Annotated in this window: 13 protein-coding genes; 3 read left to right on the top strand and 10 right to left on the bottom strand. The window is 33.4% G+C overall.

The window, feature by feature from the left end:
• Positions 1 to 124: 124 nt before the first annotated feature.
• The 8 genes from H9650_RS06350 to H9650_RS06315 form a co-directional block, all read right to left on the bottom strand.
• Positions 125 to 850: a hypothetical protein gene (locus H9650_RS06350; protein WP_191696827.1), complete on the bottom strand. Its 726-nt coding sequence runs from the start codon at positions 848 to 850 to the stop codon at positions 125 to 127.
• A complete protein-coding gene (locus H9650_RS06345; protein ID WP_191696826.1) occupies positions 847 to 1,428 on the bottom strand; it encodes a PilN domain-containing protein in 582 nt (193 codons plus the stop codon). The genes H9650_RS06350 and H9650_RS06345 overlap by 4 nt, the downstream gene beginning before the upstream one ends.
• Positions 1,428 to 2,408 (bottom strand): type IV pilus biogenesis protein PilM, encoded by a 981-nt coding sequence (pilM, locus tag H9650_RS06340; protein WP_191696825.1) that lies wholly within the window; start codon positions 2,406 to 2,408, stop codon positions 1,428 to 1,430. Before pilM ends, H9650_RS06345 begins: the two co-directional genes overlap by 1 nt.
• Before the next feature lie 118 nt (positions 2,409 to 2,526).
• Positions 2,527 to 3,009: a type IV pilin protein gene (locus tag H9650_RS06335; RefSeq protein WP_225215947.1), complete on the bottom strand. Its 483-nt coding sequence runs from the start codon at positions 3,007 to 3,009 to the stop codon at positions 2,527 to 2,529.
• 31 nt (positions 3,010 to 3,040) lie between these two features.
• Positions 3,041 to 4,246: a type II secretion system F family protein gene (locus tag H9650_RS06330; protein ID WP_191696824.1), complete on the bottom strand. Its 1,206-nt coding sequence runs from the start codon at positions 4,244 to 4,246 to the stop codon at positions 3,041 to 3,043.
• Positions 4,246 to 5,286 carry a type IV pilus twitching motility protein PilT gene (locus H9650_RS06325; protein ID WP_191696823.1) on the bottom strand — a complete coding sequence of 347 codons (1,041 nt, stop codon included), beginning with the start codon at positions 5,284 to 5,286 and terminating at the stop codon, positions 4,246 to 4,248. The genes H9650_RS06330 and H9650_RS06325 overlap by 1 nt, the downstream gene beginning before the upstream one ends.
• 10 nt (positions 5,287 to 5,296) lie before the next feature.
• Entirely contained in the window at positions 5,297 to 6,961 is a 1,665-nt protein-coding gene (locus H9650_RS06320; RefSeq protein WP_191696822.1) for a GspE/PulE family protein, read from the bottom strand.
• Between the two features lie 16 nt (positions 6,962 to 6,977).
• Positions 6,978 to 8,303 carry a VanW family protein gene (locus tag H9650_RS06315; RefSeq protein WP_191696821.1) on the bottom strand — a complete coding sequence of 442 codons (1,326 nt, stop codon included), beginning with the start codon at positions 8,301 to 8,303 and terminating at the stop codon, positions 6,978 to 6,980.
• Positions 8,304 to 8,547: 244 nt separating this feature from the next.
• Between H9650_RS06315 and H9650_RS06310 the strand changes: the two genes are divergently transcribed.
• The 3 genes from H9650_RS06310 to H9650_RS06300 are packed head-to-tail and all read left to right on the top strand — an operon-like array spanning position 8,548 to position 11,236.
• The gene (locus H9650_RS06310) at positions 8,548 to 8,949 is read left to right on the top strand and encodes a type IV pilus modification PilV family protein (protein WP_144535685.1); all 402 of its coding nucleotides are present in this window, start codon (positions 8,548 to 8,550) and stop codon (positions 8,947 to 8,949) included.
• Entirely contained in the window at positions 8,942 to 9,451 is a 510-nt protein-coding gene (locus H9650_RS06305; protein ID WP_191696820.1) for a PilW family protein, read from the top strand. The genes H9650_RS06310 and H9650_RS06305 overlap by 8 nt, the downstream gene beginning before the upstream one ends.
• On the top strand, positions 9,452 to 11,236 hold the full coding sequence (locus H9650_RS06300; RefSeq protein WP_186318044.1) for a hypothetical protein: 1,785 nt from the start codon (positions 9,452 to 9,454) through the stop codon (positions 11,234 to 11,236).
• A gap of 36 nt (positions 11,237 to 11,272) precedes the next feature.
• Here H9650_RS06300 and H9650_RS06295 read toward each other — a convergent pair whose 3' ends face one another.
• On the bottom strand, positions 11,273 to 12,976 hold the full coding sequence (locus H9650_RS06295) for a sensor domain-containing diguanylate cyclase (RefSeq protein ID WP_154310553.1): 1,704 nt from the start codon (positions 12,974 to 12,976) through the stop codon (positions 11,273 to 11,275).
• A 96-nt stretch (positions 12,977 to 13,072) separates the two neighbouring features.
• On the bottom strand, positions 13,073 to 14,293 hold the full coding sequence (locus H9650_RS06290) for a bifunctional folylpolyglutamate synthase/dihydrofolate synthase (RefSeq protein ID WP_225215946.1): 1,221 nt from the start codon (positions 14,291 to 14,293) through the stop codon (positions 13,073 to 13,075).
• Positions 14,294 to 14,373 lie beyond the last annotated feature (80 nt).

The raw sequence follows: 14,373 nt of genomic DNA, 5'->3' as shown, positions 1-14,373 counted from the left end.
AAACGGCTCTACATACCTTCTTAAGAAAAAAGCTTGTAACAAAAATTTTGGTATTTCCACTTACCCGGGAGTTACTGCTTGTTGCTACAAACAAAAAGTAATTAACCCCTTTAGAGAAATTTACTTATTCTTTATGAAAAAATGTAGTTAATTGAATAGTAGCAGATGTAGCAGTAGGTAATTCTTCATTAAGCAAATCTTCTTCTCCTGGTGCATCCATTATTATTTGATCTACGCGAACTACCCTTTCCATATTTTCAATCTCTTCTATTAATAGCACTAATTGATCATAATTTTTAGTTAAAACAGAGACGTTGAAGGTAATAAGCTTTAAATTACCTGGTAATGCGGTATCTGCAACTGGAGATATCGGAGGTTCCTCCAAATTTTCTTCTGAAGCTTCTATTGCATCTGCTTGATCCGTAGCTTCACCGCTCTCTTCTTCTCCAGTTTCTGTGTCCTCTTCAATTTCTTCAACAGGGTATTGGGCTAATTGTGTCTCATCTATTATTCCATCATAGTTATTAAATTCAATGGACTCTATTTTAGAGTCACTCAGTAGTTCTACTTCCTCTAGAGAGAGCAATAGTTCATCTAATTCACGTTCTAATGGAATCTTGACTTTCATCTTGAAAACATTATCATCTGAGTCTGCTTCTAGCTGAAAAGTGTTATATTCCTCTCTTAAAGCTTTAACCTCTCCCTCAAGCACTTTTACAGAAACCTCTTTAGTTTCTCTTTCACTTTTTAAAGGAGAAAGTAGAAAATAATATAACGCAAATAATAACAGAACTATAACTAATCCAATCAAAATAACAGCATTTTTTTTATTACTTACAAGTTCATTCATGGAGTTACACCACCATTTTTCAAATAAACGGAATCAATTTCTAAAGTTAATTCTGCCGAATATCTTGGAATTATTTCGAAGTATACTTTGTTTTCCTCTGTCGAGCTATCTATGTCAAAGCTAGTAACACTTTGTACCTTTATATCGTTAAAATATTCGCTTGCTGAAAGGTTCGTAACCAATCTAGATATGGTGCTCATTGTTTCGACATCCAAGGTAAGCGTGATTTGTTGCTCTAAAAACTCATATTTTCTAAGATATGTATGTTTCTCCAATAAAGAATTGACCTCTATAAGTAATGGACTTACAGGATATGAAATATTCTCAGCAAATGAAACAGAAGCTTTCAAATCCCCTTCACTCGAAGTCTTCACAGCTTCTAAATTAGTAGTCAAATCCTCCTGTTCTTCTAAAGAATACGCCTCATCAGAACTTAAAGTCTCAATATCTCTTGTTAATGTAATATATTGAATAAAAAACCATAATAATATCGTGATAAATAAAATGAAACTTATGGCAAAAATCAATATAGTGTTAGATTTCTTTCTTTCTCTTTCAGGCAATAAATTTATTTCCATTATTGTTCCTCCCTATATATCAGTCCAATAAGTGGAATATCTTTAGAAGAGAAGTTTGCATGAAATACTTGAACTTTTCCGTCATTTATATTTTGAATCGGTGTATTAAAGCTTGACCTCATTTCAGAAACAATATAATCCATCTCTGGTGAACACCCAAAGACAATAATTTCATCTACGGCCCTTTCCCCTTTATATAAGGAAAAACGATAGAAGTTTAGTATTCGGTCTAATTCAGCTATTTGATCTAAAAGTTGTCCACGATACTCTTCAATATTACCGTTATAAGTAAATTGTTGTTGGTTATTATCTAAAATAAAATTCCATTTTTCCTTCGAAATGTCGATTGATTGATGGCGCAAAAACTCAACTTTTCCATCCATGTAAATACTAATGGAAACACCATCTAAAGCCCATTCTGATATTAAGTAACTTTTTCCCTTAGCAAGGCCTATAGTCTTCTCAAAAAAACGAATGGATGATAGTGGTCTTACATCTGCAATTGTAGGGTGAAGTGATAAATCGTCCAATAAACCGGCTAACTTATTTATTTCCTCAGACGGTGCAGCAAAAAGAGTTGCCTCTCCATCGTTTGGTAAATAATCATAAACGTCAATTAATGGTTGATTGAAAGGTAAGTGGATTGTTCTCCCTAACTCCATCTCTACATATGACTTTAACTTTTCAGTTGACACATCCGATGGGTGTTCGAAGGACTTCATCATCACTGAGCTATCTGGCACAAAAAAGCGAACGTCATATCGCTTTACTGCCCACTCTTGAACTAGCTTTTTCAATATGTCATAAAGAGCCATTTCATCTACTAAAATGTCTCCTTCAAAAATTCCACTATTTAGCGGGTATTCGTATATAGTAGCCTGCTTAATGTCTGATGTATTCATTACGATGGCTCTAATTAAGTACTCATTCACATCAAAAGCAATATATCGCTTTGATTTTTTCTTGAATCTATTAAACATTTTTTTCACCCCTATGTATGACCAGTATTAGTTTATTATTTAAGGCAACGAAGATTCATTGACTTAAATGATAAACTAACTACAGCAGCATTTAGCTGCTGTAGTTAGAGTTTTTTTATCATGGTTTTGGTACAGTTTTATTACCTGCTTCACTACCCTTTTGATCATCATCATTTATTTGTTTTAAAGAAGCTGTAGAAAAAGTAACTGTTTTACCGCCAGAATAATCTATAGCGGTAGTTGTAATGGTATTAGGTTTAGCTTTTGTAATTTTTGTTGCAGTTGGTATTTTCCCTTCTGACTCTAAGTAATTCTGGTTTTTTAAAGTTGTTACATCCACTTCTGTTTCTGAAGCTTCATCTGTAAAATACAACTGAGCAGCACTTAAAACATTAGTTGCGTCTGCTTTAACTGCATTATATCTACTGTTCTCTATTATGTTCCCGATTGCTGGTACTGCTATTGCAGCTACAATAGCTAGAATTACGATTACTGCTAAAAGCTCAACTAATGTTAAACCCTTTTGATTTTTTAATAATTGCTTCATTTTTTTCATTTTATTATCCCCTTTGCTTGTATGTTTTTTTGATTCGTTCGTCATGAACTTTTCACCTCCTTTAAATGAAAACCTTCTAAATTTGCTCGTACATGCTAAACATCGGCACCATGATTGCCATTACGATCGTTCCAACTACACCTGCTAAAAATACAATCATTAATGGTTCTATCATTGATTTTAACGTGTCTACAGTCCGATCTACATCATCCTCGTAGAAGTCTGCAATTTTTTCAAGCATATAATCCAAAGAACCAGTCGATTCGCCAATGGAGGTCATCTGTGTTACAAGTGGAGGGAATATCCAGCTTTTAGCTAGTGGTGCTGAAAGCGTACTACCCTGTTCAAGACTAGTACGAGATTCCCTTACTACTTTTGCAACAACAGGGTTGCCAATAACGTTCTCCACAATAGACAAGGCATGTAAAATTGGAACAGCACTGCTGAACAATGAGGAAAGCGTTCTGGTCATTCTAGCAATTGCAGATTTTTGAAGTAGCTTTCCGAATATCGGTAGCTTCAACAAAATTAAGTGGAACCCATAGTTGAACTTTTCGTTATTTTGATATAAATAATTTACAATAATTCCGAAGAGCAAAATTATAAGCAAGAATATATACCAAGAGGACTGTAAGGATTCACTTAAAGACATTACAACTTTCGTAATTAGCGGAAGATCCGCGCCCAAATCATCGAACATCGAGACAAATTGCGGAACAATAGTAAGCATTAAAAACACAGATACGACTATTGTTAAAAACAACAATATAAGCGGATAGGCTAAAGTAGACTGAACCTTCTTCTTTAAGTTAAATTGTTTTTCATATGAAAAAGCTAACCTATCTAATGCTTCGTCTAAATTACCTGTCGCTTCACCGGCTCTGATCATATTGACGAAAAGTACTGGGAAAACTTTAGGTTTTTTGGATGCTGCATCAGAAAAAGATAAACCTGATCTCACATCCTCCTCAACCGCCTGCAGACCTTTCTTTAATGGCTTACTCGATGTTTGCTCTGCTAATATCTTTGTAGATTCCAAAATCGAGACACCAGCTCTAATTAGAGTTGCAAACTGTCTGCTATAAATAACAAAATCTTGATTTTTTACCTTTCCACCAAAAGATAATTCCTTATGAAGAACACTTTTAGATTCTTCAATTTCTCGCGGATTAATTCCCTGAGAACGAAGTCTAGTAATGGCCATCTGTTTATTAGTAGCATCTACAATTCCTTTTTTAATCGTCCCTCTAGAGGTTCTCCCAACATATTTATAAACGACCATTAATAGTCACCTACATTCATATATGGCTTAGCCACCTCAAAGGTAATTGTACCTGTGCTCACTAGTTGTTGGATGGAGTTTTCAAGTGTATGCATCCCTAGTGCTCTACTAGTTTGCATAACATTTTGTATTTGGTGTATTTTTTCATTTCTAATAAGATTAGCTACTGATGATGTCTGTATTAATACCTCAGTGGCAGCCACTCTACCTAATTCATCCTGTCTAATGAAAAGCCGTTGGGAGATAATTCCTTGCAATACATTCGCTAGTTGAACTCGAATTTGTCCCTGTTGATGGGGAGGAAATACATCAATAATCCGATCAATAGTAGTTGGTGCACTACTAGTATGTAAAGTTGCCATTACCAAATGCCCTGTCTCAGCTGCAGTGATTGCTGTAGAAATCGTTTCTAAGTCTCTCATTTCTCCAACTAATATTACGTCAGGGTCCTGTCTCAATGCTGCACGAAGACCATTTGCAAAACTATTTGTATCTGACCCTACTTCTCTTTGATTTATAATTGATTTTTTATGCTCATGTACATATTCAATCGGGTCCTCTAAAGTAATAATATGTTTTGAGGTATTAGTATTAATATAATCTAGCATAGATGCTAATGTTGTAGATTTCCCTGAACCAGTAGGTCCTGTCACTAATATTAGTCCTTGAGGCTTCTCAGCCAAGGTATACAGTACATCTGGCATCCCTAACTCTTCGATCGTAGGAATTTGATACTCAATCATTCTTATAGCAATCGCTAGATTCCCTTGCTGATGATAAGCATTTATTCGGAATCGGCATAAATTAACTAAAGAATAGCTGAAATCGAGTTCACCTTTGCCGTTAAGCTCATGCTGCATTTCAGTAGTTAATAATTCTTTAACAATTTCTTTAGTATCATTTTTATCCAAAATAGCGTCGCCATAGTTTTCCAGCTTTCCATTTCTACGATAAACTGGTGGTAGCCCTACGGTTAAATGAAGATCTGATGCTTTTATCTGAAATGCTCTTTCTAATAGCTTTGTCATATCGTACTTCATATTTGTCACCTCAATTAACTGTAGCTACCCGAAGAACTTCTTCTGTAGTTGTAAGTCCCTCTTTTACCTTCAATAAACCATCCTCTAACAGTGTTAGATATCCAGTTTCTTTCATATGCTTACGTAACTGTGCTGGACTTTTACTAGTTAGAATAACATCTCTCACAAAATCATCTACAACCAATACCTCATGAATCGCTAGCCTTCCACGATAGCCAGTTTGGTTGCAAGCAGGACACCCTCTACCACGTCGAACATCCTCAATATAGATTCCTCTTTCTTGAAAGATTTCTTTTTCTCTCTCATTTGCTCTTATGCTCTCTCCACAATCACGACATACTTTTCTTACTAATCGTTGGGCCACAATTCCAACCAGTGAAGATGATAATAAAAAAGGTTCAATTCCCATGTCTTTTAAACGCGAGACAGATTCGACAGCGCTATTGGTATGAAGAGTACTTAACACTAAATGTCCTGTTAAAGAAGCTCTGACAGCAATTTGAGCAGTCTCAAGATCACGTATTTCTCCAACCATTACAATATCGGGATCTTGCCTAAGGATAGATCGCAACCCGGCAGCAAATGTTAGATTTACTTCTTCTCGTACTTGAATTTGGTTGATACCCTCAAGTTGGTATTCAACGGGGTCTTCAACAGTAATAATATTTACTTGTTCATTGTTTAGTTTGTTTAATGCTGCATATAGCGTTGATGATTTACCAGAACCCGTTGGACCAGTAAGAAGGACTATTCCATTAGGATGATCTATCATCTTATTGAAAGATTTTAAATTTTTTTCATTGAAGCCTAGCTTTGTTAGGTCATTTAAAGCATTGGTCATGTCTAAAATACGCATTACTACCTTTTCTCCGTATATTGTAGGCAAGGTGGAAAGTCTTATATCAATTGCTCTCATGTTAACGTTTATTTTTATACGACCATCTTGTGGAACTCTATTTTCAGTTATATTTAAATTTCCCATTATTTTTATACGAGCCAGTATCACATTTTGCATGTACTTAGGTAATGATCGTTCTGTTTTTAACATTCCATCTACACGATATCTAACCTTCAAATCAGTCTCCTGAGGATCAAAATGAATATCACTAGAACGTTGAGCTACACCATTGGCAATTATTTGATTTACTAAGCGTACTATTGGAGAATCCTCATCCGTAATTTGTGTATCATTCTCAATTTCCGTCGGAGTCATATCAATCAATGCTTGATCCATTGATTCTTGTAGATCATAGTACTTAGTTATCGTTCGAAACAAGTCATCCTTAGCAGCAATGCTTGTCTCAATTTGACAGCCAGTAGCCATACGAACTTCTTCAATAGCAAAGTAATCCATAGGATCTGCCATCGCTATTAAAAGTTTATTCTTATTCTTTTTGAGAGGCATTATATTGGTTCTCTTTGCCAGTTCCTTAGGCACCAGCTGAAGAAGTTCAGGATCTATTGAATATTGATTTAAGTTTACATGAGGAATACCTAGTTGAAATTCTAAAACCTCTATCAATTGTTGTTCTGTAATAAGATTTTCAGTAATCAAATAGTCTCCGAGCTTTTCATCTCTTCTTTTTTGACTTAATGCAAAATGTAATTGTTCATCAGAAATTACATTTGATTCTACTAATAGATCACCCAATAATTTTCGAGTTTTATTTTTCACTTGATGTCTCCTCACTTTATTTAGGAGTTATTATATTTCCAGCCTTATCATAATAACTACCCTCTGGTAATGTATCTGAATCTATATTTTCAGATTCTTCAATATCATTCTGTTCGCCTTGATTATTTGTATTATTTACATCGTTATTTCCTCTATCCGGTAAACCATCGCCATTTAAATCGACCTCAAGGTCTTTATCACTAGCATTAGGCACACCTACAGCCTTCATAATAATTCTATGAGTAGGTGGATAATAGTCTGTACTCACCAGTTCTTGAGATTCATATGGCCCTTGCTTATCTGATACAGTTCTATAAACAGAAACCTTTAAGCCCGGAACACCTTCTTGGACAAGAGTTTCTTCTCCTGCATTCATAGTCGAAGAATAGCGGTATATCGTTCTAGGTGTTACTGCTTCTTTTTCAAGCACCTGATATTCACCTTTTATATTATTAGGAACAGAGAACAACTCTACTAACAATGTATTGTCTTTTAAACTAATCTTCAAAATAGAAGGTATTTCATTAATATTTTTAAACTTAAAATCTTTTTCAGAGTTCATATCAACTTTTGCTTCTATACCTGCTTCTAAGTAGTTAGGGATCTTTTGTTGTGAATGTCTCTCGATAATTTCATAATTTGTTTGCAAAATCACACTATATAATAGAGATGCCACTAAATCGATTGTTTCTTCATTAGAAGTAATATTATCCTTCTGAATTTTTTCCTTCAGAGAAAATATCTGTCCACTAGGGATGATTTGATTATTTAATGCATCTAAAATTTCTGGAAGATCTACTAAGTTTAAATTCATTTCTACCAAAGTAAATGCTTGTCTCTCTGATTCTAGTATTGATAAATCTAGTGCCACTGTTTCAATTGGCTCATTCGACAAATTTTCTGCATGTTTCTTAATGTTTGAAATGGTTTCCTCTTGGTTTAAATGAGAATATTTAAGAAGTTCATTTCTCAAGATTTGATTAATTTTTACACTAAGTGGTATATGTATCACAGGATCTTTTTTCCAAAAAGTGTACCAAGGCTTAGAAGACTCTAACAAATATCTTTCAACAGTAGAATTTACATCAAAAATAAACCAGTCAGGATTTAAAGAAATATCTGTACCATTACCAGATAAAACAATAGGATTTTCCTTCCACAATTTAATTTCTTCTTCAATTAAATCTTTTATTTCATCAAATTTATCAGATTCTATTTCTACATTACCAATAGTTGAGCTAGATTCAGTACTTTCTGCCATTACAAGCACTTCGGGTGAGAAGGAAACTACATAAAAAAACACCAAAGATATAGAAAGTAATAATTTACCTGTTTTTTTCATTAAATCTCACTCCTTAATTTATTCCAAGGATATATTTTGCTTCTATTTTTTTATAATTTGCGCCAAAATGTTACAATAAAAATGTTAACTTAAAATTAAGTAAAATTACACAGGAAAATAGTAATGTTTTTATAAAAATATTTTATAAGCAAAAATTAATTGAAACATTTTGCTTATTTCTATATGATAAAACTAGTTCGAAGGGTTTAAAAATTGTATTTTCTTGTAGAAAAGGGTGTACTTCATGATAAATGAAAAAGGATTCTCATTATTAGAAGTTTTGGGTTCTTTAGTAATATTAACTATTATTTTCCTTTCTTTTTTTCAAATATTTATTAATTCTAATAAAATTGCGGCTGTTAATAACGAAAAGTTAGTAATGATATATCTAGCAGATGCTAATCTTGAACGGACGAAGATTGATCCATTTGAACACCTTCCTAAAATAGATCCAAAATCTAACTCACTATATAAGGAAACGAAAGCACATAAAATTTCATTAAATGACAAAGAATATACTGTGACTTTAAATACTACACAAAATTTAAAAGAAAAAGAATTAAATATGTTTAATATTGAAGTCAAAGTAACCTCTAATACAAATAAATCTAGCAGCTCAGTGGAGGGATACGTTATCTATGAATAAATTCATAAGTAATGAGAAAGGACTTACATTAATTGAATTACTTGTCTCCTTAGTATTAACCATAACATTATCAATCTTTGCATTCAATTTATTAACTAAAGGATTAGAACATTATGAAAATATAAAAACAACTAATGAACTTCGAGATGAAGCAGACTATATAATGGCACAATTGTTAAAAGAAATTTATACGACTAAAGAGTCGGAAATCACTTTTTACCCTAATCCTGATCAGAATAAAAATTATTTCATGGTAAATAAATCTGGAAAAATATATAAAAATGGCTTCGAAAACCAAAAACTTATTATTCAAAATAAGGTAATACCCTCTCAACACAAAAATGTTAGTATTTCCAATAAATCTTATATAAATAAACAAGACGATGGCAAGGATGCAGTAGAAATCTATAATGTTCGCTTAGTATTGGTAGATTTAAAAAAAAATAAAGAAGTCCATTTTGATAATGAGGTAAGAACAATTAATGATAAGGAGATAAATTAGATGCAATATATGAAAAACCAGAGCGGAAATACATTACTTATAACTCTCATTATTTTAATTGTATTTAGTATATTGGGCCTTAGTTTAATGTCTCTATCAATAAGTGGATTAACTAAAAATGAAATACGCCAGGATAATGTTAGATCTGAAGATTTATCTGAAAAAGGAATCGACCGTATTACTCAGCAGATTAATAGTGAGCTTACTCAAAAAATTGACGAGAGTAATGGTCTAACTCGTACAAATTTTATTAATATACTTAACTCAACTATAAATAAGTACAAATGTACGACTGGTTCTCCTATCACAGACAGTTCAGGAAAAACAGGAACATACAAAACATGTATTAAGGAAGTTAAGCCTACCTATGAAAAGGGTAATCCAGCAGTAGAAAATGAACTTAGAAAATTAATTGTTTTTGAAAGTCATGGAATCTCAGGTAATTCAACGAAAACTATGACAACAGAAATTGAAATTGGTGCTGAGTCTGCTCCGGAAACTCTTAAGTATGCTGTAGGGACGAATATTAACACTAAAGATGGCATACAGAATGGAGAAGGGAACCTTTACATGCATGGAGGAGTTTCTGTAAAAGGCGACTTTAAGGTCGATGGTAATATTATTACTAGAGATCGTGGTTATGCATACTTAAATGGAGAGCAATGGATTTCAAGTATATTACCTGAATCTATTCCAACAGATGGAGTACCAAACTCTAAAATTGTCTTAGGTAAGAACTTTTATACATTTAATTCGAACCTCTCCTATAGCAGCCATATTGCTAACAATAATTTTTCAAATTCAAGTTATAAAAAAGAAACGGATATAAAGCAACTTTTTCGTGAAGGTAGTTCTCCTAAAATAATTATAAGAGAGCCAGTAATTAGCCCAATCGGAATAACAGATCAACGGGCAAACTTCTATTTGAGCAATGGAGAAAGGTTCTCTACAGGATTGAACAGTAAAAAAATTGCTAATGTTAATAAACCAAACTCAAAAGTGATACCTACTTATACTGAAAGAGAATGTACAAGATGGTTTATAATTTGCGTAGAATATAAGAACGTAGAAAAAGAAGATGCCACCTTTGAAATGACTGGAAACAATACGTTTGAACAGTTATCAACCATTGGTAGCCTTGAAATAGAAAATTCAAACTCAACATTTAAAAAGGGCTTGTATGTAGGAGGAAATCTCCAAATTGGAAACAATAATACAACCTATAATCCATCTAACTATTCTCCTATCACTTTAGATGGACCGGTATACGTTAAAGGAAATGTAAATATTCAAGGAGCAAATCTAAAAAGTAATGTTCTTCTTTACGTAGAGGGAGATGTAAATATACAATACTCCACTATAAACGGAAAATCTTTAGCAGATAAAAAAGAAGGTTCATTAATTATTTTTGCAAAAGGGCAAATAAAAATTTCTAACAACTCAGTAAACCAGGATACTCCTAGCCAAATTAAAGGATTTTTCTATACAGAAGAAGATTTAGAGATATTTGGTGTAGGATCTAATATTCGAATCGAAGGAGGAATTTCAGCTAGAAGAATTGTCCTGAATGCTATTAGGGGTAGAGCTAGTGATAGTAGCTTTAGTGGTTCCCAAAGGATAACAAGCAACAGCCACTTTGAAGGAGTTGCCGGACAAAGAAGTAGACAATCACGACTACAAATAATTTATGATCAAGATATAATAGAAACTTTTTCAAACCTTAAACAACCAGAGCCAATAATTTATAAAGTTGAACCTCCAATCGTGAAAGAAAGAGAAATATAAAAAAACTCTCACAGTTTGCTTAACTGTGAGAGTTTTTTATTTCACATACTCCGCAACTCTATTCCGGCCCGCCTGTTTTGCCCCGATGTATAGAGCGCGATCGGCATTACGTATAAGGGAATTCCCCTCATCACTATCTTCAGGTGCTGTTGAAACTCCAATACTCGCTGTGATAAAGATAATCTCTTCTCTAGCTACATCTGCTAAACCCTGCTCTACTATGAAAGGAGTTTGCTCAATTTTCATACGGAGCTGCTCTGCTAAGTTAATAGCTTGTAATTTGGTGTAGTTTGGAAGGATAACAACGAATTCCTCTCCGCCATATCTCCCAACCGTGCCCTCTCCACCTATTTCTTTTTTTATAAGTTGGGCAAATTCTTTTAAGATTAGATTTCCACTATGATGACCATAAGTATCATTAACAGCTTTAAATTTATCGATGTCCAGCATGATTAATGACAGTGAATGATACGCCCCAGCTACTACTTTTTCCATTTCAGTAGCAATTTGTCTATCTAAATATCTATAATTATATAGCTTAGTAAGTTCACATATTTCACTTTGAGCTACTGCTTCTCTTACATATCTTGCTTTTTCTAAGGAAACAGCAAAGTAAGAACACAATAAATGAACAATATTCAATTGGTAAGGCTCAAATGCAAATTTACTTTTTGTTGCAAGAACCAATACACCTTCAATTTTCTGATTTCGATAAATCGGTACAGCCATCACGCTTTGCATCTCCATTGATAAAAACGAAGGTTTCATATGAAGCCATTCCGTTTGTTTATTATAGAGGATTGGTTCTCCTTTTTGATAGACATTCCCAACAAAGCTATATTTTATTTCTTCATGTGAGGATTCTAATTCTTTCTTAACCCCATCTTCAACTGCTCGTAAAATTATAAATTTATCGATCACATTGTCAACTATATAGGCAGTATCAATAGGAAACATTTTAGAGACTCGCTCTACAAACATATCTAATATTTCAGCAGAAGTTAATCTTTCCGCCAATTCGTGCCCAAACTCGCTTGCCTTGTTCAGATCATTATTTACTTTTTCAGAATCACTATACAATCGAACTATTACTGTGATTGTTATTAACGGTATTCCCATTAACAACAATGCGATTGGTCCAGTTGCCGTTTCAAATAAATATAGGCTTAAGCCAAATGGTAGTGTCATTAATAGGCAAGCTGTTTCCCAATAAAAATCCTTCGTTAGAAAAAACGGCTTAAACCCACAAATAAGCTCTCTAATATACAAAATCACATGGTTTAACAATATATATGAGATAGCATATAGAGAGCCGTATAAGATTACATCCATTATAGCTATACTGCCGACTTCAAATCCTAAGCCCAAAATAAGAGATCCACAAATTACTGAAAGTAAAAAAAACATAAATGAATTGAAGAAGTATTTAAATAAGGTTTCACGGGTAATTTTCATATGGTATATAACAGGAAACATACTCAGCTGCATAGAAATTAGTTCAGCTAATAGACCATACTTCATAAATATCGCAGCATTTACCCATAATACAAGAATAATTGTAGAACCGGCTATAACAAATGGAAATACGCTAGATAGTAATGCTAATAGCAAATAGTATCCGTAATTTTCCCATTCGGTAGGTTTGGTTGGGGAGTTTATATATACTAAAAAAGTCCCAATTGGAACAAAAATGAACCAAAGTGAGATCATTATATTTTTAGCTCTCTGAGTAAATACCATCAACCATATCCCCCTTCCTTTTAGGCCATTACTTTTTTCGCAGTTATATTATATAAAAATTATATCACAAGAAAACAGAATAATTAAAATTACATTTTACCTGTTTATTCCTTTTAACTCGGTAATTAGATACAGAGAACCAGTGACTATAGTAACAACTTCTTCATTTTCTGAAATTAGGTCTATATTATTTATATCTTTAGTTATACGTTTCTCACTGTGTGTACAGTGTTTAAACAAAATATTAGCATCTAAAGCTCTTTCATGTTTAAAATCTACAAACTCAAAACTTGCAGCAATTTCCTCTAGTCTTTTTAAAATATACATATAATCTTTGTCTTTTAATATACCTATTATAAAATGGATACGTTCGTTAGGAAAGTATTGCTTGATCGTCTCTACTAAGGCGTCAATGCTTGCCTTATTGTGTGCCCCATCCATATACGTTCTCTCACTCCACTTTTCCATTCTTCCAGGAAGTGCTGCCATACTAACTGCTCTTTGTACTTTCTCCTCATCTAAAGCAAATTCACTTTCTAATATTGCTGTAATTGCCAGTGCCATATTCGATAACTGATGGCTTCCAAGCATTTGTGGCATTAAATCACTAAATTGATGGTTGTGATATGTATAGCTTTTACCTATCATTTTAAAATCTTTGTTTATTTCAATAAGCTCCGCCTGTTTCTCTTTTACCTCTTTATCTACTACCTCTTTGGCACTTTGGGGAATTTCCCCTATTATCAATTTCCCATGTTCTTTTAAAATTCCTGCTTTATGCCAGCTTATTTTCTCGATAGTGTCACCTAGGAAGTTCGTATGATCAATAGATATACTCGGTATAACTGCTAAAGAATGTTGAATTACGTTTGTGCTATCAAGTCTTCCACCCATTCCGCTTTCCAGGAATACAATATCTAAATCGTGTTCTTCAAAAATTAAAAATGCAACTACTGTTAAAAGCTCAAAATCAGTAAGCATACCACTTATTCCTGCTAGTCTAAGCTTTTGAAACGCCTTGTCCATTTGATCCTCGGTAACATTATTGCCGTTTATTTGTATTTGATCGTGTACATCGATTAAACAAGGAGATGTGAAGCTACCATATGTTAAGTTGTGCTCCTTTGCAATCGCTCTCATAAAGGCAATCGTTGAGCCTTTCCCATTTGTGCCAGCAACATGAATTAATTTGTGTTTTTCCTGCGGATTTCCCAATTTATTTAAAGCTTCCTGAATACGCTCTAGACCAGGTTTAATCATAGTTTCACTAGTAATATCCCATTTTATCTTATAGTTATTAAATTTTTTTATTTCCAAGTCATTCACCCTATTCCGTCTTCGTTACTTTTCTGCTAAACTTCTTGTGAACACATTATAACACGTACCCGTGGAGGTCA

Origin of the sequence: Psychrobacillus faecigallinarum (genome assembly GCF_014836595.1) — a bacterium.
Classification (GTDB): Bacteria; Bacillota; Bacilli; order Bacillales_A; family Planococcaceae; genus Psychrobacillus; species Psychrobacillus faecigallinarum.
This window is presented reverse-complemented; position numbering and strand designations above follow the sequence as displayed.